The sequence below is a fragment of the Paenibacillus sp. SAF-068 genome (genome assembly GCF_051967555.1).
GTDB lineage: Bacteria > Bacillota > Bacilli > Paenibacillales > Paenibacillaceae > Paenibacillus.
Window position 1 is genome coordinate 3,126,489 of sequence record NZ_JBQCJX010000001.1, and the last position, 24,064, is coordinate 3,150,552.

Annotated in this window: 27 protein-coding genes; all 27 read right to left on the reverse strand. The window is 44.3% G+C overall.

What is annotated here, in order from left to right; all coding sequences use genetic code 11:
• On the reverse strand, positions 1 to 2,087 hold a 2,087-nt coding region (locus tag ACTHPG_RS13560; protein ID WP_440389924.1), incomplete at its 3' end, for a collagen-like repeat preface domain-containing protein.
• Positions 2,088 to 2,280: 193 nt separating this feature from the next.
• Positions 2,281 to 3,678, reverse strand: a complete 1,398-nt coding sequence (locus ACTHPG_RS13565) for an ATP-binding protein (RefSeq protein WP_440390245.1) — start codon at positions 3,676 to 3,678, stop codon at positions 2,281 to 2,283.
• A 55-nt stretch (positions 3,679 to 3,733) separates the two neighbouring features.
• Positions 3,734 to 4,450, reverse strand: coding sequence for a response regulator transcription factor (locus tag ACTHPG_RS13570; RefSeq protein WP_017687664.1), 717 nt, complete (start codon positions 4,448 to 4,450; stop codon positions 3,734 to 3,736).
• A 139-nt stretch (positions 4,451 to 4,589) separates the two neighbouring features.
• Positions 4,590 to 5,852: a cytochrome c biogenesis protein CcsA gene (gene ccsA, locus ACTHPG_RS13575; RefSeq protein ID WP_440389926.1), complete on the reverse strand. Its 1,263-nt coding sequence runs from the start codon at positions 5,850 to 5,852 to the stop codon at positions 4,590 to 4,592.
• Entirely contained in the window at positions 5,849 to 7,522 is a 1,674-nt protein-coding gene (resB, locus tag ACTHPG_RS13580) for a cytochrome c biogenesis protein ResB (protein WP_440389927.1), read from the reverse strand. The genes ccsA and resB overlap by 4 nt, the downstream gene beginning before the upstream one ends.
• A 14-nt stretch (positions 7,523 to 7,536) precedes the next feature.
• Complete coding sequence (locus ACTHPG_RS13585; protein WP_124116191.1) at positions 7,537 to 8,064, reverse strand: redoxin family protein; 528 nt, start codon at positions 8,062 to 8,064, stop codon at positions 7,537 to 7,539.
• A gap of 134 nt (positions 8,065 to 8,198) precedes the next feature.
• Positions 8,199 to 8,948 (reverse strand): pseudouridine synthase, encoded by a 750-nt coding sequence (locus ACTHPG_RS13590; protein ID WP_124116190.1) that lies wholly within the window; start codon positions 8,946 to 8,948, stop codon positions 8,199 to 8,201.
• Positions 8,949 to 9,144: 196 nt separating this feature from the next.
• A complete protein-coding gene (locus ACTHPG_RS13595) occupies positions 9,145 to 9,963 on the reverse strand; it encodes a S1 family peptidase (protein ID WP_440389930.1) in 819 nt (272 codons plus the stop codon).
• A gap of 63 nt (positions 9,964 to 10,026) precedes the next feature.
• Complete coding sequence (locus tag ACTHPG_RS13600) at positions 10,027 to 10,560, reverse strand: spore maturation protein (RefSeq protein WP_440389932.1); 534 nt, start codon at positions 10,558 to 10,560, stop codon at positions 10,027 to 10,029.
• Positions 10,561 to 10,566: 6 nt separating this feature from the next.
• Entirely contained in the window at positions 10,567 to 11,193 is a 627-nt protein-coding gene (locus ACTHPG_RS13605; protein ID WP_440389934.1) for a nucleoside recognition domain-containing protein, read from the reverse strand.
• A 31-nt stretch (positions 11,194 to 11,224) separates the two neighbouring features.
• On the reverse strand, positions 11,225 to 12,412 hold the full coding sequence (locus ACTHPG_RS13610) for a D-alanyl-D-alanine carboxypeptidase family protein (RefSeq protein WP_440389936.1): 1,188 nt from the start codon (positions 12,410 to 12,412) through the stop codon (positions 11,225 to 11,227).
• Positions 12,413 to 12,577: 165 nt separating this feature from the next.
• On the reverse strand, positions 12,578 to 13,381 hold the full coding sequence (locus tag ACTHPG_RS13615; RefSeq protein WP_440389938.1) for a sigma-70 family RNA polymerase sigma factor: 804 nt from the start codon (positions 13,379 to 13,381) through the stop codon (positions 12,578 to 12,580).
• Positions 13,382 to 13,523: 142 nt separating this feature from the next.
• Positions 13,524 to 13,739, reverse strand: a complete 216-nt coding sequence (locus ACTHPG_RS13620) for a hypothetical protein (protein WP_440389940.1) — start codon at positions 13,737 to 13,739, stop codon at positions 13,524 to 13,526.
• On the reverse strand, positions 13,736 to 14,110 hold the full coding sequence (locus ACTHPG_RS13625) for a hypothetical protein (RefSeq protein ID WP_440389941.1): 375 nt from the start codon (positions 14,108 to 14,110) through the stop codon (positions 13,736 to 13,738). Before ACTHPG_RS13625 ends, ACTHPG_RS13620 begins: the two co-directional genes overlap by 4 nt.
• A 67-nt stretch (positions 14,111 to 14,177) precedes the next feature.
• A complete protein-coding gene (locus ACTHPG_RS13630) occupies positions 14,178 to 14,576 on the reverse strand; it encodes a hypothetical protein (RefSeq protein WP_440389943.1) in 399 nt (132 codons plus the stop codon).
• 135 nt (positions 14,577 to 14,711) lie between these two features.
• Positions 14,712 to 15,278, reverse strand: a complete 567-nt coding sequence (locus tag ACTHPG_RS13635; protein ID WP_440389945.1) for a sigma-70 family RNA polymerase sigma factor — start codon at positions 15,276 to 15,278, stop codon at positions 14,712 to 14,714.
• 612 nt (positions 15,279 to 15,890) lie between these two features.
• Positions 15,891 to 16,307, reverse strand: a complete 417-nt coding sequence (locus ACTHPG_RS13640; protein ID WP_440389947.1) for a Na-translocating system protein MpsC family protein — start codon at positions 16,305 to 16,307, stop codon at positions 15,891 to 15,893.
• Between the two features lie 234 nt (positions 16,308 to 16,541).
• Entirely contained in the window at positions 16,542 to 16,739 is a 198-nt protein-coding gene (locus ACTHPG_RS13645; RefSeq protein ID WP_440389949.1) for a hypothetical protein, read from the reverse strand.
• A complete protein-coding gene (locus tag ACTHPG_RS13650) occupies positions 16,708 to 17,031 on the reverse strand; it encodes a hypothetical protein (RefSeq protein ID WP_440389951.1) in 324 nt (107 codons plus the stop codon). Before ACTHPG_RS13650 ends, ACTHPG_RS13645 begins: the two co-directional genes overlap by 32 nt.
• A gap of 159 nt (positions 17,032 to 17,190) precedes the next feature.
• A complete protein-coding gene (locus ACTHPG_RS13655) occupies positions 17,191 to 18,105 on the reverse strand; it encodes a hypothetical protein (RefSeq protein WP_440389953.1) in 915 nt (304 codons plus the stop codon).
• Positions 18,106 to 18,119: 14 nt separating this feature from the next.
• Complete coding sequence (locus tag ACTHPG_RS13660) at positions 18,120 to 18,515, reverse strand: hypothetical protein (RefSeq protein ID WP_440389955.1); 396 nt, start codon at positions 18,513 to 18,515, stop codon at positions 18,120 to 18,122.
• Entirely contained in the window at positions 18,512 to 19,072 is a 561-nt protein-coding gene (locus ACTHPG_RS13665; protein ID WP_440389956.1) for a hypothetical protein, read from the reverse strand. The genes ACTHPG_RS13660 and ACTHPG_RS13665 overlap by 4 nt, the downstream gene beginning before the upstream one ends.
• Before the next feature lie 14 nt (positions 19,073 to 19,086).
• On the reverse strand, positions 19,087 to 19,878 hold the full coding sequence (locus ACTHPG_RS13670) for a hypothetical protein (RefSeq protein WP_440389957.1): 792 nt from the start codon (positions 19,876 to 19,878) through the stop codon (positions 19,087 to 19,089).
• A 16-nt stretch (positions 19,879 to 19,894) separates the two neighbouring features.
• The gene (locus ACTHPG_RS13675) at positions 19,895 to 20,848 is read right to left on the reverse strand and encodes a hypothetical protein (protein ID WP_440389958.1); all 954 of its coding nucleotides are present in this window, start codon (positions 20,846 to 20,848) and stop codon (positions 19,895 to 19,897) included.
• Positions 20,849 to 20,851: 3 nt separating this feature from the next.
• Positions 20,852 to 21,916: a hypothetical protein gene (locus tag ACTHPG_RS13680; RefSeq protein WP_440389960.1), complete on the reverse strand. Its 1,065-nt coding sequence runs from the start codon at positions 21,914 to 21,916 to the stop codon at positions 20,852 to 20,854.
• Positions 21,917 to 21,929: 13 nt separating this feature from the next.
• Positions 21,930 to 22,271, reverse strand: a complete 342-nt coding sequence (locus ACTHPG_RS13685; RefSeq protein WP_440389961.1) for a hypothetical protein — start codon at positions 22,269 to 22,271, stop codon at positions 21,930 to 21,932.
• 13 nt (positions 22,272 to 22,284) lie between these two features.
• Positions 22,285 to 24,051: a hypothetical protein gene (locus ACTHPG_RS13690; RefSeq protein ID WP_440389962.1), complete on the reverse strand. Its 1,767-nt coding sequence runs from the start codon at positions 24,049 to 24,051 to the stop codon at positions 22,285 to 22,287.
• Between the last annotated feature and the right edge of the window lie 13 nt (positions 24,052 to 24,064).

A 24,064-nucleotide genomic window follows, 5' to 3' on the forward strand; every position in this document is an offset into this window, starting at 1 on the left:
GTAACTCCGGTACTTCCCGTTACCCCAACTCCGGTGGCTCCTGTAATACCTGTCGCTCCTGCACCTGCAAGCAACGTGTAATCCGGCGACGTACCCGGCGTTCCCGTGGGTGAAGCTACATTTGCAATATACGTACTGCCATTGAACGTTACAACTTGACCCGCGGGGTACGTTGGGGCTACCGCTGGATCAAAAGGTAGGATACCACTCAAACCTACACCCGTCGCTCCCGTTACACCTGAAGTCCCTGTAACTCCGGTACTTCCCGTTACCCCAACTCCTGCGGCTCCTGTAATACCTGTCGCTCCTGCACCTGCAAGCAACGTATAATCCGGCGATGTGCCCGGCGTTCCCGTGGGTGAAGCTACATTTGCAATATACGTACTGCCATTGAACGTTACAACCTGACCCGCTGGATAGGTTGGGGCTACCGCTGGATCAAAAGGTAGGATACCACTCAAACCTACACCCGTCGCTCCCGTTACACCTGATACACCTGTAGCTCCTGTAGGTCCTGCACCAGCAAGCAATGTATAGTCGGGTGAAGTATCTGGTGTTCCCGTAGGAGAAGCCACATTCGTTATATACGTACTGCCATTAAAGGTAACGACCTGACCTGCTGGGTACGTTGGAGCTACTGCCGGGTCAAACGGAACTGTACCATTGAGGCCGATCCCCGTAGCTCCAGTTGCACCTGTAACTCCAGACCCTGCTAACAACGTATAATCTGGCGAACTGCCGGGTGTACCTGTTGGTGATGCAACATTCGTAATGTAGGTACTGCCACCAAACGTGACGATCTGACCTGCGGGATAGGTTGGTGCCGATGCTGGATCGAACGGGACGATACCACTTAATCCTACGCCTGTGGCTCCAGTTGCCCCTGTTGTTCCTGTTCCCGTCGCTCCTGCCGCCGCAATCAGTGTGTAATCCGGTGAGCTTCCTGGCACTCCTCCCGGACTAGCAACATTCGTAATATAAGTACTCCCGTTATACGTAACGACCTGGCCAGCTGAATATGTCGGGGACTGAGCTGGATCAAAAGAAGTTACTCCAGTTAGGCCAACACCAGTTGCACCTGTCGCCCCCGCAGCAGCAATTAATGTATAATCCGACGAAGTTCCCGGTGTCCCCAAAGGACCAGCAACACTTGTAATGTAAGTACTCCCGTTATACGTAATTACCTGACCTGCAGGATAACTCGGTGCGAGCGCTGAATCAAATGCTAAAGCACCCGTTAAACCTGCTCCGGTTGCTCCTGTGGCTCCGGTCGTTCCGCCTGCCAACAAGAGAGTGTAATCTGGGGAACTGCCGGGTATACCCACGGGACCGTTTACATTGGCAACATAAAGATTGCCCTCATAACTGACGACTTGGCCCTGAGCATATGTCGGTCCAAGTGCAGGATCATAAGCAGTAATATTGTTCAAGCCAACACCAGGTACACCTGCCGGACCTTGTGCTCCCTGTGGACCAACGGGTCCGACAGGCCCGACGGGCCCAACGGGTCCAATGCCTCCCGCAGCTCCAGTAGGCCCTTTCACCCCAGGAACGCCTGGTACACCTGGTACACCCGGAACTCCTGGTGCTCCCTGTGGTCCAGCAGGCCCTGTAATGCCTCCAGTTCCAAAAGTCGCCGTCGCCCGACTTAGGGACAACGATATCGATCGGATTAACCCCACAAGTTTATCTTTTTCTGCAGGAGGTACTTCCAGAAGTAGCGTCACACTTAACAAGTCATCCAGTAAGTTTTGCAGGTTTCCTGAGAGATTAATAAGAGGAACAGGAACAACCTCTGAAGCTGCAATCGTTAATTCTAATACTGCTTGTAATTCTGCCTTTACCCCGGCACGAAAACCAGATTGATTTACAAAATTAAGTAACTGACGTAATCCGTTCTGCAATGACTGTATATTGGCAGAGGTTGGCTGACTTACTGCAGCAGGAATAGCTACAGCCAAAGAACGAAGTATGGATTCAAACTGCTCCAGTTCTCTCGTGGTTATCGGAATAAATGGAGAGCCCGCTCTAAAAGACCTGCCTTCCAAAAAAGCTTTAATATTGACCCTTTTTCGATCATCGGACATGCTTAGCTCAATCCTCCTCTATGTTACTTGCTTTTCAAGCTTATGTAACATCGGAAGGAAAATTATCTTGGACACTCTTTTTAGTCAAAAAAAACCATTCATGTTCCACGTTAAACAAGATTAAACGGTACTCTTCAACAAAAAAACACCCTCCATAAGAGGGTGTTTTCGCACTTTTTGTATGAAATTCAGGCTATTTCGAAGAATCCAAGGGAAATTGCAAAATAAACTCTGTTCCTTCGCCAAGTACACTATTGACGGTAATCATGCCTTGATGCGCATCAACGATATTTTTCACAATCGCTAAACCAAGCCCGGTGCCTGCACTTTCTCCCCGAACACGAGCCTTGTCTGCTTTGTAGAATCGTTCGAAAATAAACGGCAAGTCGGATGAAGGGATACCCACACCCTGATCCTTCACAGAAACTCTGACAAATGGCGCACGAAGATAAGTAACCCGTTCAGCTGAGATCATTACATTTTTGCCAGTAGGCGTATGCCTGAACGCATTATCCAGTAAATTCGTAAAGACTTGCTCAAGTCGATCCTCATCTGCCTGTTGAAGTACGATGGTTGGCTGTTCAAACTCAAAGTGCAGTTGTATCCCCTGTTCCTTCGAACGCACCGAAAACTTCCGATATACACGTTCAAGTAGTTCTCCGAGGTCAACTTCCTTCATCACCATATCCGTGTGACCAGCTTCCATCCGGGCAAGATCAAGCAAGTCTTTAACAAGTCTGCCCATCCGCAGGGACTCATCATGAATGACCTGAATCAGTTCTTCGCTCTCTTCCGGTGAGGTTGCCATGCCGTCCAGAAGGGCTTCACTGTAGCCTTGCATCATGGATAGCGGAGTTCGTATCTCATGGGACACGTTAGCCACGAAATCACGCCGCATTTTCTCCAGACGCACTTCTTCTGTGACATCTCTCAACACAGCCACAGCGCCTCTGACAACACTGTCAGCATACAACGGTGCCATTTGAACAGACCAGACGCCTTGCTGTACATGAACATTGGAGTTCTGGTCCCCACCTTGTTCCATAACCATTCTGAATAAAGGAAGGAGGGGCTCAGGTACATCACGCGAAGACTTGTCAGACTGCTCGAAATCTTGTCCTTCGTCCACTTTCGCCCAATCCAGATCATACCAAGTCTGCATAATCTTCTCTCCTGGCGGATTCGTCAGAATAACTTTGCCTTCCCCATCAAAAGTAACCACAGCATCGGTCATGCTGCGCAGCACACTCGCCAAATGTTCCTTCTCATGGTTAAGGTTTCGAATATTATCTTCCAGTTGGGCAGCCATATGATTAAATGTGTTGGCCAGTTCACCAATCTCATCGCTTGTTACCAGGGACAGACGTGTTCCGTAGTTTCCTTTGCGAATCGCATTGGCTGCCTGAATCAATTGCTGCATCGGCTGCGTTATTTTGGTGAATAGAAACAATGCAAAAAAAGTGGTTAAACTGAATCCAATAATACAGATATAGGTGAACAATCGCTTAATATCTCTAGATTCGGATTCTGCAAAGTTCGTATCAATGTAGGGCAGCAAAAAAAGACCCAGCGCTATAAGTACACAACCCACAAGGCAGATAATAGTGATCCATAACTTCCCGACCAGTGATCTCCAGAAACTAAAACTACTTCGGTACTTCCAGTTTATAACCCACACCCCACACCGTCGTAATCATGGCCGCCGATTCAGGCGATACCTTGTTAAGTTTCTCGCGAAGACGCTTTACGTGCGTATCCACGGTACGAAGATCGCCAAAGAATTCGTAATTCCATACATCTTTGAGCAATTCTTCTCTGGAGAAAACTTTGTCGGGAGATGTTGCCAGGTAGTGCAGCAATTCATATTCTTTTGGTGTAAGACTAATCTCTTCGCCACCAGCCGTTACCCGGTGGGCATCATGCTCAATAACCAGATGCGGGAACACGATGTTGTTACTCGAATTGCTCTCCTTGGAGAGATAAGCTGTCGCGGAAGATCGACGTAAAATCGCTTTGACACGATAAATCACTTCACGTGGACTGAATGGTTTTACAACATAGTCATCAGCGCCAACTTCGAAGCCTTGAACCCGGTTAATCTCTTCACCTTTTGCAGTGAGCATCAAAACCGGCGTTGATTTTACCTGACGCAGACGGGTACATACTTCAACTCCATCCATCCCAGGCAACATCACATCCAGCAAAATCAGCCCGTAGTCCCCTGCTGTTGCTTTACGCAGCGCAGTTTCTCCATCCTCGGCTTCATCGATTTCATAACCTTCTTTTTCAAGATACATTTTCAGAAGCCTGCGGATTCTCTCTTCATCATCCACGACCAGTATTCGGTTCTCATGTTCAGCCATGCCTCTCCAGCCCCTTTACAATAACTCCTCAGTACTTCTATTATGTTCGATCTGGCGAACAATATTTGAATACCCTTCAATAAAAAGGTACGTTTGTGTTTCCCGTTTCTAAACCCAACCTTTGCAAGACGAGTCTGTCCTAGTCCGCTCCAGCGTATGAGTGTAATCCGGCAATAATCAGATTCACACCAACCAGCGTAAACATGACGACCAGGAAGCCGAGAACTGCAAGCCATGCAGACTTTTGACCTTGCCAGCCTTTGGATAAACGCAAATGCAGATACACACTATAATATAGCCATGTAATTAATGCCCACACTTCTTTGGGGTCCCAACCCCAAAAGCGACTCCAGGCAATCTGAGCCCAGATCATGGCAAAGATCAATGCTCCCAGTGTAAAGATCGGAAAACCAATGGCTATCGCACGATAACTAATCTCATCGAGATCATCGGCATCAATTCCGTCCATCATCGGCTGTAATGCTTGTCCGAGTGGTCTGCGTACAAGAAGTCGTATAATTCCATACAGGATCAGACCTACAATAAGTGACCAAACCACCGTATTCAGCTTGCGCCCGGCATTAACCCCGTTCATCCAGGAAGGCGTCTCAAGTAAAGGTTTTTTCATGCCAAGAAACGGTGTCATGCTCTCCACTTCGCTATTATATGGTGCAAAAATTGGTGGCATGCGATAAATCACTTTCTCTATTGTACTATTTTCCTGTACCTCTGTGTCAATGCTGACCGTTTTCTGTACAAAAACCGCCTCGTAACCAGCTGAACGAAAGGCAAATACCGTTCCAATAAATCCGATAACTACAACGATCGTAACAAGGGTGAATTCAACCCATCCTCGTTGCCGTCTTGAAGACTTGTCTTTACCACTGAAATCAACCGTGCGGAGCAAATACATGAACCCTGCGGCAAAACCGACAGCGAAGAATGCTTCACCAAGCGCGGCCAACGTGACGTGAATTTTCAGCCAGATGGACTGCAGTGCCGGAATTAATGGTTGTACCTCCTGAGGAAATACAGCAGCGTACGCCATAATAATAATGGTAAGTGGTAGAGCAAACAAACCCAATAATGACTTGCGGTATATGGCATATACAACAATAAATGCAACCATGATCATCATCGACAGAAAAGACATGAACTCATACATGTTACTAACCGGGATATGACCTGCCCCAGCCCATCGGGTTACAAAAAATATGATATGCGCCGCCAAGGCGACAGTCGAAGCGATGAACGCTCTTTTACCCCAGCGATTCATATGGTCCAGAGGATCACGATTACTCCATTTTTTGCCCATTACCGCGACAGCATATAACAAGAATGCAGCACAATAGAGAAAGAAAGCTACGATAAATGCGTCGCTGCTGAAATCCAATAAATTCATGCCTGGTTCCCCCCGTTATCCAACGACTTCTCTTCCACTTCCAGATTCATCTGTTTCAACACAGCCGCAACTTCACGCCTGAAACCAAACCAGTTTTTGTTGGTATGTCCACCCAAGGTAAGCTGTTTATCGTCAAAACGAATCCAGATACGGCGATGGTGCCAATAAAAACCCATGACCAGACCTAACATGACAATACCTGCTCCTACCCACACAAAAGGCATCGCCTTATCCACTCTTATATTGAGATAACTTACGGACTGAATAATATCGACCTTGTCCATGCTGTCTACTTCAAGCTGTAAAGGTACCTCAGCACCTATTAGCTGTTGGTTAATCGCATCTTGTTGAAAACGTTGTTTATCAATCTGCTTCGCAAAGTAAAGATATTGTATCCCCTCGTCGGGCAGATCTGGCCCCTTAATGAGAAAGAGAAAAGCAGGCGCATTAGGTGAAGGTGATTTTGATTTTGGCTCACCATTCTCGTCCAATCCAAAGTCCATAAACTTTTCTTTTACCGTTAGGTTATACGGACCCGCTTCGAATGTTCTTTGGGTATCTACCATATCGATCTTAATGGCCCCGTATACTTCACCCGTCTTGGTATTGACCAAATCAGGCGTTACGGATCGAATGGTAGGTGTCAGATCATAATCAAACTGATAGGCTTTCAAACCGTTATAATTTAATGGATGATTCACGCGTACATCATGTCTGGCCACCTCAGCTAACTGAGGTTTCTTCGAGAGATCCGAACAATCTGCTGTACATTCATACAAAACAACTTTTGTTTCGAACAGTTTTGGAACGGTCTTATTCAGGTTACGGAATTGTTCAGGTACTTCTTCCTCACTGTAGAATTCAACATTAAACTGTTCATTTTGCAGATACATCGACGTATTCGGGATCTTTTTGATCTCACCTTCTGGAAAAGCGACATGCTCATCCAGATTCAGTCCAGGTAGTCCTCGTGCCAGCACCGCCAGCAGAAAAATAATGAGTCCAATATGGATGACATATGGGCCCCATCGACTGAATCGCTGTTTCTCGGCGAGTAATGCATCACCCTGGGTGTGCACGCGGTATCCTTTCTTTTTCAGCGGCGTAACCGCTTTCTTAATCCAGTCTTCTGGTACCTCTTCGATAGTCCCTTGGTATACCAGACGCTGTCTCGTCAGGAATTGCGTATGTTTACGTATTTTCTGTTTATTCAGTGCTTTGTAGAGCGGTAGAACGCGATCCAGACTGCATATCACCAATGATGCTCCAATCAGCACCAATAATAAGATAAACCACCAGGATTCGTATGTATGGGATAAACCCAACAGATAATAGATATGACCCAACTGACCGTATGTTTCTTTGTAATATACGGAAGGATCAATATTCAAGAAGGTACTTTCTTGCGGATAAACCGTACCAAGCATGGAACCTACAAGCGTGAAAACAATCATATAGACAGCAATTTTGACGGATGAAAAAAAATTCCATATGCGGTCAATGATGTTGGGATTACTACGCTGCGAACGGCGCGCCATGCCATCATAACGCATTTCCAGCACTGCATTCGATTTAGCTTCAGACTCCTGTAGCGGTTTCCCACATGCTTCACATAGGACAGTGCCAACCGGATTCTGATGTCCGCACTCACATTTGGTATTTTGGAACACGAATAGACCTCCTGTCAGGGCTGCTTCGCCAGTTGCGAAATTTGAGCGTCAAGTGTGTCCAAATCAAGTTGCCCGATATGAATGGTAGAGATTTTGCCCGTGTCAGACACAAAGAATGTCGTTGGCATCGGAGAGATCCCGAAATCACGAACCGAGTTTTTCTCACGGTCTAACATGATTGGAAACGTAACCCCAACCTGCCGAACAAAATTATCCACGGTCATCTGATCTTCTCCAACATTAATTCCGACAAATTGTACTCCCTGATCCTTCCATTTGTCAGCTTGCGCCTGAAGTGCAGGCATTTCCTTAACACAAGGCTCGCACCATGTGCCCCAGAAATTGATCACCAAAGCTTTTCCTTTGTACTCGTCAGACGTATGAACTTGACCATCCAGGCCCAGCAGTTCAAAAGAAGGAGACTTGTCCCCTTCCTTTGGCTTGCCATTCGAGCCGGATACCGATGTGGTAATCGCATATCCGCCCAACACCAGGATCAATGTCAAAATGACGATTTGCACCGTTCTTCTTGATTTCCCCATGTGCTGCTCCCCTTTTAAGTGACTATAACACTCGCATATCATTGAACTAAGACAACTGTGAACATCCTATGAACAATTATAGCGAATTTCGTCACAAAACTGCGGCGGTTTTATGAAAATTATGTGTCCTCACATTACCTTTTTTTCATTTTTCTGGCTGGTTCTGATTGTGCGAGGGTAATCAGGTTGTTGACTTCTTCTTTGGTCAGATTACGCGTCAAACCACGTTTAAGGTTTTGTAGCAAAATGCCACCAAACGAAATCCGTTTCAACCGGGTTACTGGATGGTTAATCGCCTCGAACATGCGTCTAACCTGACGGTTACGCCCTTCATAGATCGTAATGGAGATCACCGACTCATTCGCCGCTGTATCCACATCTTTGTACTCCACCTCTGCAGGAGCAGTCATGCCGTCATCCAGCATAATGCCTGTCTTTAATTTTTCCAGAGCCGAACCATGCGGCACACCTTTGACCGTTGCATGATACGTTTTGGGTACGTGATGCTTCGGATGCGTCAACAAATGTGCAAACTCACCATCATTGGTCAGAATCAACAAGCCCTCTGTGTCATAATCCAAACGACCCACAGGGTATACACGTTCCTTGACACCTTTCAGGTAGTCGGATACAATTTTCCGACCTTCCGGGTCAGATGCACTTGTAATTACGCCTTTTGGCTTATTCAACATCAAGTACACTTTTTTCTCACTGCGGATCGGTTTTCCATTAACCGTAATCATATCCTCTTCGGGGTTCGCTTTCGTACCCAGTTCGGTTACGACCTCCCCGTTAACTTCTACTTTGCCGGACAGGATCAGTTCCTCGCTCTTGCGGCGGGATGCAATGCCTGCCTGTGCGATAATTTTTTGTAATCTTTCCATGTTTGTCATGTCACCTCACACTAATGATACCCATCACGCAAGGAAATCACAAGGATAATCCAAGGATTTTGTAAACTGGGGACACGAATATCCATTTTAGACTCCCTTACCCTTTAAGATGGATGCAAAAAAAGCCTCCCGTTACACGACCTGTTGTACACAGATAGCGCAAAGGTAAGCCTTCTCCTCAAATCATTTAATTAGAAACCTTGCCGGCAACTGCAACCTGTTTTTTGGCAGGCGTAGCGCTTTCTTTAATGAAAGACTGCAATGTTTTGGAAGTAATATAATAGGTACGTCCACCGTATACAAATGTCATCATACCAATGACCCGGTTGTTCTGATCCAGAACAGGGCCACCTGAATTACCTTGTGCCATGGATTTTACAATACTGCCGATCCCCTTCTTACCCGGAACATCCGAGGCTTGAGAACTGAACACTCTGCTTTTGGCTATTGTATTGTAGGTTGAAGGAAAATCTTCATCCAGGATGACAAGATCACCAGCAGGATTTTTGGGGAACCCAATCGTATAGACAACCTGGTTATCCCTTGCATTTGCAAATGAGACCGGTTGGGCGTCTATTTCCTTATCCAGCTTCAGTAGTGCCATGTCTGTCACCGGATCGGTCTTCATAATCTTTGCCTTTACTGGCTTACCTAACGAGCCTGGACTCGCAACAGTCAACGTACCTTCATCACCATCTGACAATTCAGCATAACTCTGAACAACATGGTAATTCGTTAGCACTTCATCCTTCGAGATCAGGATCGAGGTACCTACATCATAATATACCATATCGGGTTCATCCTGCTTGACAACACGCACATTCACGACTGGAAAAGAATCCGCTGTGACTGCCATTTGTGCACGCAGCTGTTTGTCAAAGTAACCTGTAAAATGTATCGTCTGAACGGCTTGAGCCGCCACCAGCCCCGTTGACCCTGCAAGCATTGCAATGGCAAGCACGCCAGACATTCCAACACGGAGTATTCGTTTCCAACTCTTCTGCATGACTCACTCTCCTCCGCTATTATTCTAGCATATCTAATATATCGGAAGGAAAGGAGATATCGTTTAACCAAAAACGAGCAAACAAATGGCGAGGGCAGCAATAAAACCAACGACATCGGAAAACAACCCTACTTTGAGTGCATACCGACCGTTTCTTATGCCTACAGCCCCAAAATAGACAGTAAGTACATATAACGTGGTATCTGTACTCCCCTGAATCGTAGATGCCATACGTCCAATCATGGAGTCAGGGCCATGGGTTTTGATCAGATCGGTTGTAAACGCCAGAGAGCCTGTCCCCGTCAAAGGACGCAATATTCCAAGTGGCAACACTTCGCCCGGAACACCCATCCAGGACACCAACGGAGTAAATAGGCTAATCACAAAATCCAGTGCACCTGAGGCACGAAATACACTAATTGCGACCATCATGCCCACGAGATGCGGAATAATACTGATTGCAGTAGAGAATCCATCCTTGGCCCCATCAACAAAGGATTCGTAAACCGGGACCTTTTTGGTAAACGCATATAATGGAACAAACGCGATAATAACCGGGATGGCCCAGACGGAGATCCAGTTGATGAAGGTTAACAAAGGTGCTCATCCTTTCATGCCGGGATTGCCACTTTTCTGTATACGCGGCGGTTTGTGTAAAGCCCTGTTCCGATACCAGCGATCGGCGATGATAGCAGCAAGTGTAGCGATAATGGTAGCCATTAATGTTGTTCCCACGATCTCTGTTGCATTGGCGGAATGATAGTTTAAGCGGATGGCGATCAGCGTTGTCGGAATAATCGTAATGCTAGCCGTATTCAGAGCCAGTAATGTGCACATGGCCGGAGAAGCGGTCTGTTTATCCGGATTAAGCTCCTGCAGTTGTTGCATGGCTTTGATCCCCATAGGTGTAGCCGCATTTCCCAGTCCCAACAGATTGGCACTCATATTGGAAAGAATATAACCCATTGCCGGATGATTTTTGGGCACATCAGGGAACAGGAAGCCCACAACCGGACCCAGCAGCTTCGCAATCCGGGCCATGAGGCCGGCATCCTCAGCCATTTTCATCATACCCATCCAGAACACAAGCACACTGATCAGTCCAAAACAGACTGTGACTCCCGTCGCCGCTCCGTCGAAAGCAGCTTGCGTGACCACTTCAATATTGCCGTTGACGGCTGCAAAAGCAAAACCGATTAAGATCATAAGCAACCAAATTAAATTGATCATTGGTTATATCCTCCCTTCAACGACGATTTAACTAAGGAGACAACAGGTGACTTAACACCAAACGCCATGCTGCTGCCCAGGAAGAGACGTCTCCGATTCCCCCCATCGTTGCCTCATCTGTCTTCGGTTCAGGAGGAATATAACTGCCTTTGCGATATACGGGAATCGAGCCAACAAGTTTACCGTCGAGTTGCATATCGATGCGTCCTGCCAATCCAAACGTAGGGTCTGTTAATTGTTTATTGTCTTCCGTTTCCGACTGGGTGCGATTTGCGTACAGAATCAACTTTTTGGTCAATGAACTTTTCTCACTCTCAGCCAGTGGGTACCAAAATCCCCTTCCTGTAACCACATCTGTATTTTGCACAGGTTGTTCTTGCTTCGCAATCTCTAACAATGGGAAGAATTCAAACCCGAAATCAAGCATCCGAGCATGATCATTCCAATCGTTTCCATCATTTAGCGTTACCGCGGCCAGCTGCTGTCCGTTGCGTGTAGCCGAGCTGACCAAACATCTGAAAGCTTTCTTGGTATAGCCGGTTTTCACTCCATCCGCGCCTTCATACATCCGCAGCATTTTATTTTTGTTATGCCAGGAGTATTCCCAGCTTTCATTGGGATTGGGTGCGGATTTATCCTCCGTGGCTACGATGCGTTTGAAAACAGGATTGTGTAGCGCATATGCCGTTAATCTGGCCAAGTCATTGGCTGTGGAATAATGCCCTTCTGCATCCAGTCCGTGAGGGTTCATAAAATGGGAATTGGTCAGACCGATTTGCTCCGCTTTTTTGTTCATCAACAGAACAAACCCTTCTTCCGAACCACCTACATGTTCCGCGATTGCAGAGGCCGCGTCATTGCCTGAACGGAGCATTAACCCGTACAGCATGTTCTCAAGTGTCATTTCTTCACCTAACTTCAGATAGAGGGACGATCCTTCTTTGGCAAAAGCCGTGGGGGACACTTTCACTTTCTCATCCAGCTTGCTGTGTTCGATAGCTACGATCGCTGTCATGATTTTGGTCAGGCTGGCAATTCGTAGTTCCTTATCCCCATCCTTGCTGTATAAGATCCGGCCTGATGTGACATCAATGAGCGCAGCGCTTTGCGCATGTGTAGACGGACCTTGAATTGTTGCCTGGGCTTGAGTAGACCCTAATGAAGACAGCAAGAAGACAGGTATAAGCATGCATGCAAGAACTTTCGTTATTTTTCGCATCAATTCATTCCTCCGGGTCACTTGGAATCTTGTACTATCTTATGTTCGGACAACTTGGAGTATGTCCCATAGGGCAAAAACAGCAAAAATCCCTCACCGCTGGAATGCAGAAGGGACGTTATGTATGAGACACGTTATATATGATACGAAGGGCTATGACGACGATCACGCCTGTTTCGGTTTCTCCAGCATTTTAGCCACTTTTCGCATAATTCTGGAGACTCTCATCTGACTGATGTCTTCCATATCTGCGGTCTGGGTTTGATTAAATCCGTCTACTCGATGCTTCAACACAGTTACTTCTTTCTCACTAAGCTTGCGCTTGACTGAATCAATAATCGCATCCACGTACAGCTTGTCCAAAACACCTTCTTCAATGTTCTCCCCACTATAGATGGTATCCATCAACGTCACGGATTGAGTTTGTTGATCATCAGCACCGACAGGCTCGTCCAGGTACTTCACACCTTTACCCACTTGAAGCGCTTTGTTGATCTTCTCTTCTTCCTCATCTAACAACAATGCAATTTCATGTGCTGGTGGCAGATAGCCCATATCGTGCTCAACTCGATTGATTCGGTTGATTAATTCCGTAGCTGTGCGAGTTGGACGAATAATACTTGCACTGTCTCTTAGGAAACATCGGATTTCTCTGACAATCGCAGTGACGGCAAACGAACTAAATTTCACGCCACGCCCAGTATCAAATGCTCTAATCGCTTTAATAAATCCCAGACGGCCAAGTTGAAGAATATCATCCTTTTCTACACAATGATTTTTAATAATCATTTCGGGCTTTCCAATATACTTATGAACGGAATGCCAAATCAGGTTCTCATTGACCAGAATACAATCTCCGAGGAAATATTCATCGAGCTTACAACGTTCAATATTCTCTACGTCATCCATAGTGTAATGTTTCTTGTCTACTTTCAATTTCGTGCTAATATGTTCTGGAAATTTTCCCATTTGGATCTCCCTATGTAAAATTGATAAACGAACTTTTGGTATTCCAATTCTATTGTTAACTGATGTTTATTGATCTTTTCATATTTCAAGCATCTCGGTATGGTGTTCCTACACTTGTTAGAAGAAATACTCTCGTACACAGTTAGGATTGGTCATGTTCACTTGGCTGATATACGATGATTGCTGCAAATTCCAATATGCCGCTGAGTGGATCAACAGTGGAGGTAAATTCCAGTCCGGTAACGAATGTGTGGGGTTTGGATAACATCCATGCGTTGATCAATTCTTCCACACCTGCAGCGCTAGCGGACACAAACGTTTTTACAGCTAAATCCGAGGCGTAGTTTAACACCTTCATTGCTCTTCACCTGATGAATCTTGTTCCTCTTCCTTTTTCTCTTCAATGAGTTGATTAAACTCCTCTTCGGTAAGTTCATGAATCTCCAATTCGTAGGCACTTGTCAGAATGTAGCCCATACCATCCGTTAAATGAACGTTATAAAATGTTTGTGGTTCTTCTTGAAAGACACCCTCTTCATAATTGAATCCAATAACGGCTTTTTCGTAACCTGCTACACTGCCAGCAAACCATACGTTAGCCTGGGTTGTTGCTCCGGTTGGCGTCTGGACCTCATGCATATTGGTTGGTGCGTGAATATACTTTCCAATCATACTTGCTACGATTTCTTCCGTTAATGTATCTTCTTTTGCTTTGATCATATGTGTCATCGAATTATTCCTCCATTAAGTTAAAGTTTAGTACACATTCTTAGCCCTACATTCTCTATACGTGTTATCAGAGCGGTAGTTTAATTCGAGGCGCAGATGAAGTATTAGTTCCGCTGCTTAGAACCATATAGTTTGTCCGCATATGGAGTACAGCCGTGTCCAGATCAGTCACCCGTTTGACGATAAAATCTTCAATAACAGGTTCCAATGGCCTGAAACCAACACCTATGATCGGTTTTTTATGTATATAAGCAAGATGCATGATTACAATATCAGTCGAAGTCAATTGATCCATATCCAGATTAACCAATACGGCATTAGCCTGTACAACTACTTGTTCAATGATCAAGGCATACTCCCTGTTGCTTAGATCAGAAGCTGTCGAAGAATCATGACTTGCCCAAGCGATATCCGAATATCCCTCCATACGCTCCACAGTAAATCCTAAAACCACCACACTAAGCATCTTGTTCCACCTTTCTCTCTGTACTAGTCTCTCTATACGACATAAAAAAGCACCCAGTTAAGGGTGCTCTCTCTGTTCTATGTAGGTTACTGAATCTATCTTCATCAAACTCAGGCTATTAATTGCCACTTATGACTACAATGCTTCGTATTTCTCACGAATCGCTTTCCATAACTGGGATATACGTGCCTTGGATACACCTAACATTCCTGCAATCTCTACAAATTCATACCCCGAAGTCCGAAGTTTAAAGATCTGCTTCTCACGTTCGTTCAGCTTCATATTCTCCATAATATCAGTGACAAACTCAAAATTTTCATATGCAAACCCAGTGTGACCAAGCGCTAATGCTATATCGGTGCCTTCTGATTCATCACCACCAGTCTGATCCGTACATATAATCTGTGAAGCGTTAACCACACTGAGATTTTTTTCAGACATGCACTTGCGGTACATGTCCTTGATTTTATTTTCGATAAGATGATCAATAAACGTCGACATTTTGGCTTTTTCTGCATCATACTTGTCCAGGGAGTTAACTAATTTGATCATAATCTCCTGGGTCACATCTTCTTTCTCCATCCCGGCAAATGTTTTCCCTCTAAGCTTGTGACGACACTTCTCCTGCGCTTTATTCAGGAACATGTCTATATCCCCAATCTCAAATAAATCATCAAAACCCATAGCAGTTGTAGCAGACATTATACATTTCCCCCATTAACTATTTAATGATTAGTCGGTCGTATTCTTTCTTCACAATCTATTTGCTATCCAACATGATCTTACTCTACATTCTCGCTATTACTCTCGAAATCTCATATCCCATATGTAGTCTTATTGCATCAAATTGAAACTAAGTAAGTCTATTATATATATATGTACAATCAAGCAATCTCCCTTTGATCCGCCTCCTCATTCCCATCCTATTACATTCAGAATAACAAATACGAACTAATGTTCGCAACATTTATTTATTTCGTTCGCTTATAGTCCTTTTACGGACTATATACGAAGTAGACGGTGAAAGGTAAAGCACCATTTTTAAACAAACAAACAAAAACAAAAAGACCAACACAGAGCGCACCACTGGAAAATACCAAAATGGTGGAATGTGTCGGTCTTGGTCTGACATCTATTTCGTCCCAATTACCGAAGATATGGCCTTCAAGTTCTTTAACAAGGTTATAGGCTTCGTCAAGATTATTAATCTATTCAATCGCCATAAGGGTAGTATAAGGAAATATGTAGGATATTGTCAACAATAAAATTAGTTCCTAAGAACCTGTCCAGTATTTAAACGTCTGTTAATAGGTCTTAAGGCATGTTTATCTCATCGTTTTTAAGCAGCACTTCAACATCCTTGTTCATCTTGAAGACTGTGATCTGTTCTGTAAAATCATGGCCAAAAAATGTTGTTTCGATGTCTTCAATCTTCAGACCCATGTTGATATAGGAGAAAACGGGGTTGAAATCTTCTCTCATCATATGTGCAAGTTTCATCTTGTATTCAGCGAAAATTTGACTTGAGTGTGATTGCATATGTTCCAGCATGAATGCTTCAGGCTTGGTGAATTTTGCTGTAAACTTTAAGATGATAAAATGATTCATGATAGAGACTCTGGTATCTACCGGCCCGCGTTCAGTAAAATCTTTTCTTATTCTGGATGCCAGCTTTGCGAGCTCTCTTTCCAAGTCTTTTATCTCAATGTCCCATCCCTCCTTGCCAATCATCCTGATCCCTTCTACTGCCCTTGAACATATGAATTCAACCTAGTTTAATCAAAACTGCTTGTGCAAGACAAGTTTCAATGGAAGCATTAAATCAAGTCACTATCAAATTTTCATGAAAAAGGAATAGACCCCAGAACTAGACTTGGGGTATATCACTTTATTAACTATATTTTATATTTTTTCAAATAGATTAGAAGTTGGTGCTAAAAAGCTAACACTAGTTAGCGCGAACGCTTAATTTTTCTTTTCATTGGTAAGCTCTATTTTGAGCAAGCTAAACGCAACCAGGTTCAAAGCGACATTGGCTCCATAGTTTCTTTCAATCCAATCGAATGCTTCTTCCGTCGCTCCAACCAGGTCCTCCTTATCCGAAGTGATCTCGGTAGTGACAATTTCCTCGTCATTCAGTGCGAAGGTCAGCCTGTACAGCATTTGTATTCCCCTCCTCAGAAGTCAATTCAATATTTCGGACATCGGTAAGATCAATGATATGAACCACATCGTCTGTATCTTCCAACGTGATCGATTTCCCCTCGTTCTTGTGTTTGGTGAAAAGTCGTCGATATTCTTGCTTAACCTCATCCGCAGTTAAAGGGATTTCGCGTACGACCTTATCCGAATCTTTCTCTTTCTGTTGTAATCTAGGATTATCTTCTATCCAGTTCACCGTTTTCTTCTTCCCACTTCCCTTGAAATAGAAATGAGCAGTCAGTTCAATATTCATCGTGCACTACCTCCCGATATAATTACATTCTCATACTACTTTCTCTATACGCCTTGATCAGCCGACTGTTAATGCTAATCTAATCTTCATATGTAAATGTGGGCTACATAAATTATCCGTTGTTAAAAGAAAAAGGATAGCACATGCTATCCTTAGGTATTAGTATTTCTTAACCGCTATGCGATTGCCGAATGAGTCATATATATATTGGAAGTTGGTTTGTACAGGTGTTGATCCCATCCTGGCGATGGACTTTGCCACCAATCTTCCCTCACCATCATACTGATAAATGACATCAACCAACGGTGGAAGCTGCACAAAGTCCAGACCATCATATCGATATATCTCACCATTGGAAATGACCAAGAAGGAATCATTCTGTGCGTAGCCTTCTGAAGAAGTCGGCATGGTCAGTACAGGTCCTCTAACCAGCTGCTCGGTGTACTTGTCCGTAACGACTTGTCGAATAACTCTTCCCTGTATATCATAAGCAAAATATGTAACCACATCTGTATAATCCACCAAGTCGCTGATCGATTCCCACGGATCAATGACATGAAGGCGTTTTCGTTCACTCCAAGTCATGCTCACATGTGTTTCTCCATCACTGATCATATCAGCACTATGTGTATCAGGATGTGTGTAATGATTGGCGTCACGATCGATATTGGACAATTTTTCACGTTCGTCCAGAGTCATGATAACATTATGAATTCCATCTGTTATCATATCAGCACTGTGTGTATCAGGATGGTTATAGATCACCGTTCTGGTGCCGTTAAGATTAATGGTTCCATTCTCCGGATGGTTCGAAACTCGATCCCCACCCACCTTTACATATTCCCCTCTGCTGTATGTATAGGTCGTTGATTCATTTTGATTGCTTGAGTCTTGGCGCACCAGATATAATCTTCCTGATTCACCTATGGTGGGCAGTTCTGTTTTGAGCCCAACCGAGACCACGTTTCCCACTGACACCGCATTCAATCGGCCATCAAGTGAGGCATAAGAATCCCTGGCTTGTTTAACTTCACGTTCTATTTTGGCAGCTTTGCTGAATGAAACAATATCCATGTGGTGCCCCCCTCCTACCTCGTAGTCAAACCAACGACCTCAATATCGAAGTTGGTCACATCTGTACCCAGATTTTTTAACGACAAGTGAAGTGTTGAAGTCCCATCTACGTCCTCATATGGCAAATCGATCATATCATAAATTCCTTCCAAAAAATTTCCTGTTGAGTATTGGGCATTGTTGAAATAGAGAACTTCTGGATGTGGACCCGCACTGTTCAACACATGGACTTCCACATTCGTCTCTCTGGACGGAATGACTCTGATCGTTTTGATCATGAATCGAGGATGTTCCATGGGAATATCAATCATTGCCTTCGCCCCACCGCCAACATACTCTATTCTTTGGGCAAACGATACCGGCAATAGCACTTTTCTCATCTCCTCCATCAGTTTCCATGTCCTGTTCAAGCGTCTTCCCTCCTTCTAGGAATATGTGTATCCGGATACCGCCGTGGACGAAGATGATTGCCAGACGTGTTGCCACTTCCGCTGTAAGACCAATCCCCCCACGTTTTCCCTGCTAATCCCGCCTGCTGGACAGGAATCTTGACCTTAATACACCAATCGAGCCCCGCAAAATTTTGTTTTGCTTTTAGTCCTCTTATGGTGTCTCGAATTAAACCTACTCCACTGGATTGGGTCAAAAATTTATGCTTCAATATCCTATTTTTTTCATTAGGAATTCCCACTCTGGTTCGTGGTCCATAAATATATTTATCCGTAACGTATCCAATTAAAAGATCGTTATGGTTATCCAGCACCCTCCAAGTACCCCAACGATAGATGTCAATTAATTCAGCCGTAGTGGATAACGTTCCTAATGTATAGACCATTTCTTTACCCTCAACGGTTAACGGAACAGCATCCAGATCGTATCCAATGCCATGGAAGACCACCGCCTTATTCTGGGTAAAAAGAGAACCGCTCTCGTCGGTCCCTACAACTTTCCCTTGATGTATTGCCATGTCCATTCACCACCTTAACTCATCAGGACAGCAACCGTAGCTCCTGATAAGAAGCTTTGTCCACCAATCGACAGAGAGTATACCTTATATGTTTTGGTGCCCACTTTGATCTCATCTCCATGAGAAACTCCGGCAGAAGGTACCGCATAGATATCCATAAGTTCGCCTCTCGGGCCTTCCACCCCATTACACATAATAACCGGAGCAAGATGATAAAGAGACCCCCAGCCTGGATTAACAGGAAGCATGGCAGAGTAGGCATCATAAATGTTATTCACCATCTGTTTATCTTTATCACGCAACGTCCGAATCCCGTTATCTCCGTTGTAACTGAGCCCTACACTCAAACTCGAGGAATCTGTCTCTGTGGCATACCTGTTCAGAATTCCGAAGTAACCCAGATTGGATATACCGGTAACCGAGTTCACATCCCCCTGCAAATAAATAATAATACGGTTTGGTTGAACTGAAACTTGGTAATCAATTAATAGATTCGTATCAACGGCACTCGTATGACATAGGAAGTCCTTCTTCACTTCAGCTCGGCCTATAGGAATACTGCCATCTGTTGCCATCACATCTTCAGCCACACTCACGGTCAATTTGTTTCCCGTAGTTCCCTTCGTGTTTCCAACCTCTAGTCTGAAGAACAGTTTATCTGAGCCGGTTGTGCCCACCGATTTCAGCACGATCACACTCGCTGTCTCGTAAAAAACGGACCAGGGAGAACCCGCAATCGTTTTAAATCCCTGAACAATATTCGCGAATAATTCATTCATCTTCACTTTACCTGTGAAATTAGCCATCCCTCATCGACACCTCCTATATTTGGAAAAGTAAAGCTCTTTGCCCGCCACCAAGCAGTCTGGCTCCATGGAAGAACTTTGGCCTTGAATACACTGGAACTTGGTTCGAGTTGTAGTAATAACGTCCATAGTCTGTATTCGGGTAATCCTGATCTACGACATGAAATACGTAGTACTTGCCATCATTGCCAAGATCGAGGATCGATCCGTCCGGGTGCTGTGCACTGTTTTTAAATACAATGGAGCGCATACCCTTGAATTCACCCCTAGCCCCTTCAGATGGATGATAGACCATGAAAGGTGTAACATAATATCTGGAACCCACACCTGGGGAAGGAATCGACTCTGTTCCAAAATTATAAAGTGCATACTCCGTTCCATTCCGTGAAGTCATAACCACACCCCTCGGTGTATCATATTGATCTGCTATGTTGTTATCCGAAGCGGATAAAGGCATATGTGGGAAAACGCCATAAAATTTATTGGCAATCGCCGGGTCTTCTTGCTCTAGTGGCTGGCATTTGCCTAGGAATATTCGTACTGGGTACGCTCGTTCCGGGTAACTCAGACTTTCTCCATGGATAAACAGGATGTCCTCATTCGTAATTACAGACCACTTATAGTTCACATTGTACTGCACGTTATGACACAAAAATGGCGTTTCCGTCATGAATTTATCTGTGTCCACGGGCGGATTTACGAATAGATCTGGTGATGCCACATTGCTTCCCAGGTTCTTCAGTCCCCAGCGAATGTTGACTCCTCTGGCGTGTGCCCAAACACACATGGTAAAACGCATGGATGTATTTTTTTTATTGGTCAGCAGCGCATTTCCCCAGTTGGCATAAGTCGTTTCGGCCGTATGTAGGGTGTCCCAGTAAGGATCAAGTGCATCTTTCAATGTGTTAACAAGTGTTGAAGTAAATAAGCCTAGCGTACTGGTAAACTCGTGTCTGCGAATCATGGTCATGCCCTACACCTCCTTCTCAATTTCGAAAAGCAGCACCCGCTGCCCACCACCGAGGAGTAAGGCTGAATCGAAGAAGTAGGGTTGGCCCTCAATATATTTCCCGCCAGTTGTAAACCACCCCTGAAAAGTAGAAGGATGAGCTTGAGAATTGGTATGAAATACATAATATCTCTCATCTCCGAGATCTAAAATGGATCCGTCTGGATACTTGCTAGCGTCTTTTAATACAGCAGTTCGAATTCCATAGAATTCGCCTCTAGCACCTTCTGTATCATGCCAAACATAAAAAGGGGAGATGAAGAATCTACCACCTACTCCAGGTGATGGTACCTGACTACTAGTGGCTAAATTATACAAGGCGTTAGGAGTTCCATTACGAGAGCTCCTAACATAGCCACCACCTGCTCGATACTTCAACTCATCTGCTGAGTCATTCAGTCCCATTGGAAAATGACTAAAAACACCAACAAAATCATTTGAGATTAATGGGTCCTCTTCTTCAAAGGGCTTCAGTCTTCCTAGGTAGAGTCGAATAGGATATGCAACCCCTATATTGTTTTGAGGTTCCCCATATAAAAAGATATATTGTTCACTGGTGAACAAGGTCCATTTAAAATAGACATTTGTATGAGAGCTTGTTGTATTGCTGCTGGCTATGTATGAATCGCCTGTATGTAATGGAATTTCACTTAGATGACCAACTTGTGTATATAAATCAGGAGTTATTATATCACCGTTATTACGTAAACCTGCTCGTAATACATAATTTTTGTAATATACACGATCGGACCATGCATTCGTTTGTGCAAGATTAGTGCAAATTGTGAAAAACATACTAGGATCTTTTTTATTTTTCGCTGTAATAGTCCCATTGTTTGCTGATGTGTAATTGGAATTATTCCAAGCTCTGGGGGTAGCGTAAGTATTATTGTTACTGAACGTCCACTCCCAGTGAATATCTCCATATAGATCCTGTGTCACCGTATCATATAATGTTTGAATAAAAGTTGTACAATACGAATAAAACTCATATCTCCTCAAAGCACCTAACAAAATATTTTCAGCCAACTATCTCACCTCCTTAAGCACCAAATCGGATTTTCATTTCGTGAAAGATGTTCTCTTTAAGTGCGGTAAACAAGACTGTTTTCACCATGTCGCTTCTCTCGGTTATGAGATCTTCATAGTAAGACTGCTCTTTGTCCCCAACTCCATCCTCTGTCTCCACGCCACCAGCAGCAGCCTCATGAATTTCAGGTAGCCCTTTAAGTGAAGGCAGAAATTTATGAGCCACATTATCAAACAGGATATTGCTTTCAAAAGCGAAAATCAGGATTTCAATGTCCTCTGTACTGAATGGCTCTGAGTGATTGCCCACTAATTTATCCATAATGGTATGTAGAGCAAATTTCACATCCTGCACGGTCCTCGTCACGTCAAATCACAACCTTTCTAATTTTTACTTGTTTGATGTTACCGCTAGCATCGTATTCAAATGCCTTCTGAACTCCCTGGCCGTCATAGATCATGGTTTCGGTCTTAACGGTACCATCTGAATTGTAAGTAAACGATGTTTTTTTCAATAGCTGCGGAGTTAGATCTGCGGAGAACACTTCTTCTGACTCGATGTCACCATTAGAGGAGTAGTTATACACGACATCAAGCTCAAGTGCACTTCCTTCAAGAAAGACTAGCCTTCTCCGGATATCCGTGTCATCGAAGGTAGCACCTCCTTGAAGCACATAATACTCTGCACCATTGTTAATTTCACGCAGTACTTTACCCGTAATGTCACGCTGATACTCAATGGACTTAATCTGTCCGTTACTCTCCGTAACCTCTTGTCGTTCCAGATTTCCTTCCGGGCTATAGAAGTGCTCAATGGTACGGTTAATCCCTCCGTCAATCTTCTCAGTATGTACTTTTCCATCTGGATAATAGGTATACTCGGTTACGGAAGTGGTGTTAATAATAGACCCACGACCTATGACCGTTACTCGGGCTTCCTTGGGCACATCAAAATTAAATCGTATAAGCGTATCATTATATTCAATGTAATCGTCTCCTGCATCCATGCGTATTCCATCCAGAAATACCTCTGCGGAATTCGAACCAATCACATATCTGGGCACTTGAAAATCTCTAGTCGTCGACAACCTGCTGTTAGGAGCAGAAGTGAAATGGAAAACGGATTGATGCTCCATCGTGCCTCGACTCTCAGCAAGTTCAAGACGGCTTTGCATGTTGTCGAGCCTGTCCTTGAGAGCATCATAGACGACTCCGTTTTTATCTTCTCTTGAACCCTCAACCTCTTCAGCAGTTGCTTCTAATTGAGCTTCCATCGCTTCGATCGCCGTATGATGTGAAGCAATTGTTGCGGATTGCTCACCAACGGTTTTTTCCAGATCATCTACACGAATTCCCAATAGAGACATGTCATTTTCAATAGAACCCTTTGTTAAGAAATACCTGAAATCCAAAGCCGTGAGTGAAGTTGTTGGAGAAACTCCTACATCGAGTCCACCAATAATCATGGCATCCTTGGGTTCTTTTTGATTTGAACTGTAAGAGTACTCCCCATTCTCATGAAGAAAAAGATAATATGTCGTATTTGCCACAATGTCTGGAATGCGGAATGTCTGAGTAAACTGATCCACAATAACCTTGTTGATACTGGCTCGTCCTGCATTAATCGTAACTTGAACACTGTTATTTGTATCTAGATATGTGGGGTTGGTAACACTGAGATCCTGAATGGGTTGCTTCTCAACAACTCCAATCGCTTTCTCCAACGTGTCAAATCGATGATCTATGGATGCCTCTGCTCCACGTGCTTCTTTTATTTCCGTCTCAGCGAGGCTCAATCTCTTCTCATGGTCATCCTGACTCTTGGAAAGGGAATTGACATCTGCTCTTGCTGTCAGAATATCCTGCTGAACATCATCCAATCGTGAGCTGTTTGAAATAACCTTTGTCTCGACATCGTCTATCCTCTGTTCATGATCTTTTACAGCTTCTCGGCTATCACTTGCAGACTCTTCTATGACAGTGATTCGTTCACCTAGACTGAGTGCAGACCCTCTGGCTTCATCCAACTCTGCAAGATAGGAATCAATCTCATCATGCGTATGCTCCCCAATATCCCTCAGTTCCTTATGACTCTTGGCGGATGATCGATGAGACTGGTTAATTCTTACTGACATGTGGCCACCTCCA

Excerpts from the sequence above, each read along its gene's own strand:
- ACTHPG_RS13690 (WP_440389962.1), bottom strand. The coding sequence starts at position 24,051 with ATGTCAGTAAGAATTAACCAGTCTCATCGATCATCCGCCAAGAGTCAT.
- ACTHPG_RS13625 (WP_440389941.1), bottom strand. The coding sequence starts at position 14,110 with ATGACACATATGATCAAAGCAAAAGAAGATACATTAACGGAAGAAATC.
- ACTHPG_RS13585 (WP_124116191.1), bottom strand. The coding sequence starts at position 8,064 with ATGGGGAAATCAAGAAGAACGGTGCAAATCGTCATTTTGACATTGATC.
- ACTHPG_RS13615 (WP_440389938.1), bottom strand. The coding sequence starts at position 13,381 with ATGGGAAAATTTCCAGAACATATTAGCACGAAATTGAAAGTAGACAAG.
- ACTHPG_RS13605 (WP_440389934.1), bottom strand. The coding sequence starts at position 11,193 with ATGATCAATTTAATTTGGTTGCTTATGATCTTAATCGGTTTTGCTTTT.
- ACTHPG_RS13635 (WP_440389945.1), bottom strand. The coding sequence starts at position 15,278 with ATGTCTGCTACAACTGCTATGGGTTTTGATGATTTATTTGAGATTGGG.
- ACTHPG_RS13655 (WP_440389953.1), bottom strand. The coding sequence starts at position 18,105 with ATGGATATTGTTTCATTCAGCAAAGCTGCCAAAATAGAACGTGAAGTT.
- ACTHPG_RS13645 (WP_440389949.1), bottom strand. The coding sequence starts at position 16,739 with ATGCTGTACAGGCTGACCTTCGCACTGAATGACGAGGAAATTGTCACT.
- ACTHPG_RS13675 (WP_440389958.1), bottom strand. The coding sequence starts at position 20,848 with ATGACCATGATTCGCAGACACGAGTTTACCAGTACGCTAGGCTTATTT.
- ACTHPG_RS13570 (WP_017687664.1), bottom strand. The coding sequence starts at position 4,450 with ATGGCTGAACATGAGAACCGAATACTGGTCGTGGATGATGAAGAGAGA.
- ACTHPG_RS13610 (WP_440389936.1), bottom strand. The coding sequence starts at position 12,412 with ATGCGAAAAATAACGAAAGTTCTTGCATGCATGCTTATACCTGTCTTC.
- ACTHPG_RS13640 (WP_440389947.1), bottom strand. The coding sequence starts at position 16,307 with ATGATTGGCAAGGAGGGATGGGACATTGAGATAAAAGACTTGGAAAGA.
- ACTHPG_RS13665 (WP_440389956.1), bottom strand. The coding sequence starts at position 19,072 with ATGGCAATACATCAAGGGAAAGTTGTAGGGACCGACGAGAGCGGTTCT.
- ACTHPG_RS13595 (WP_440389930.1), bottom strand. The coding sequence starts at position 9,963 with ATGCAGAAGAGTTGGAAACGAATACTCCGTGTTGGAATGTCTGGCGTG.
- ACTHPG_RS13630 (WP_440389943.1), bottom strand. The coding sequence starts at position 14,576 with ATGCTTAGTGTGGTGGTTTTAGGATTTACTGTGGAGCGTATGGAGGGA.
- ACTHPG_RS13620 (WP_440389940.1), bottom strand. The coding sequence starts at position 13,739 with ATGAAGGTGTTAAACTACGCCTCGGATTTAGCTGTAAAAACGTTTGTG.
- ACTHPG_RS13590 (WP_124116190.1), bottom strand. The coding sequence starts at position 8,948 with ATGGAAAGATTACAAAAAATTATCGCACAGGCAGGCATTGCATCCCGC.
- ACTHPG_RS13650 (WP_440389951.1), bottom strand. The coding sequence starts at position 17,031 with ATGAATATTGAACTGACTGCTCATTTCTATTTCAAGGGAAGTGGGAAG.
- ccsA (WP_440389926.1), bottom strand. The coding sequence starts at position 5,852 with ATGAATTTATTGGATTTCAGCAGCGACGCATTTATCGTAGCTTTCTTT.
- ACTHPG_RS13670 (WP_440389957.1), bottom strand. The coding sequence starts at position 19,878 with ATGGCTAATTTCACAGGTAAAGTGAAGATGAATGAATTATTCGCGAAT.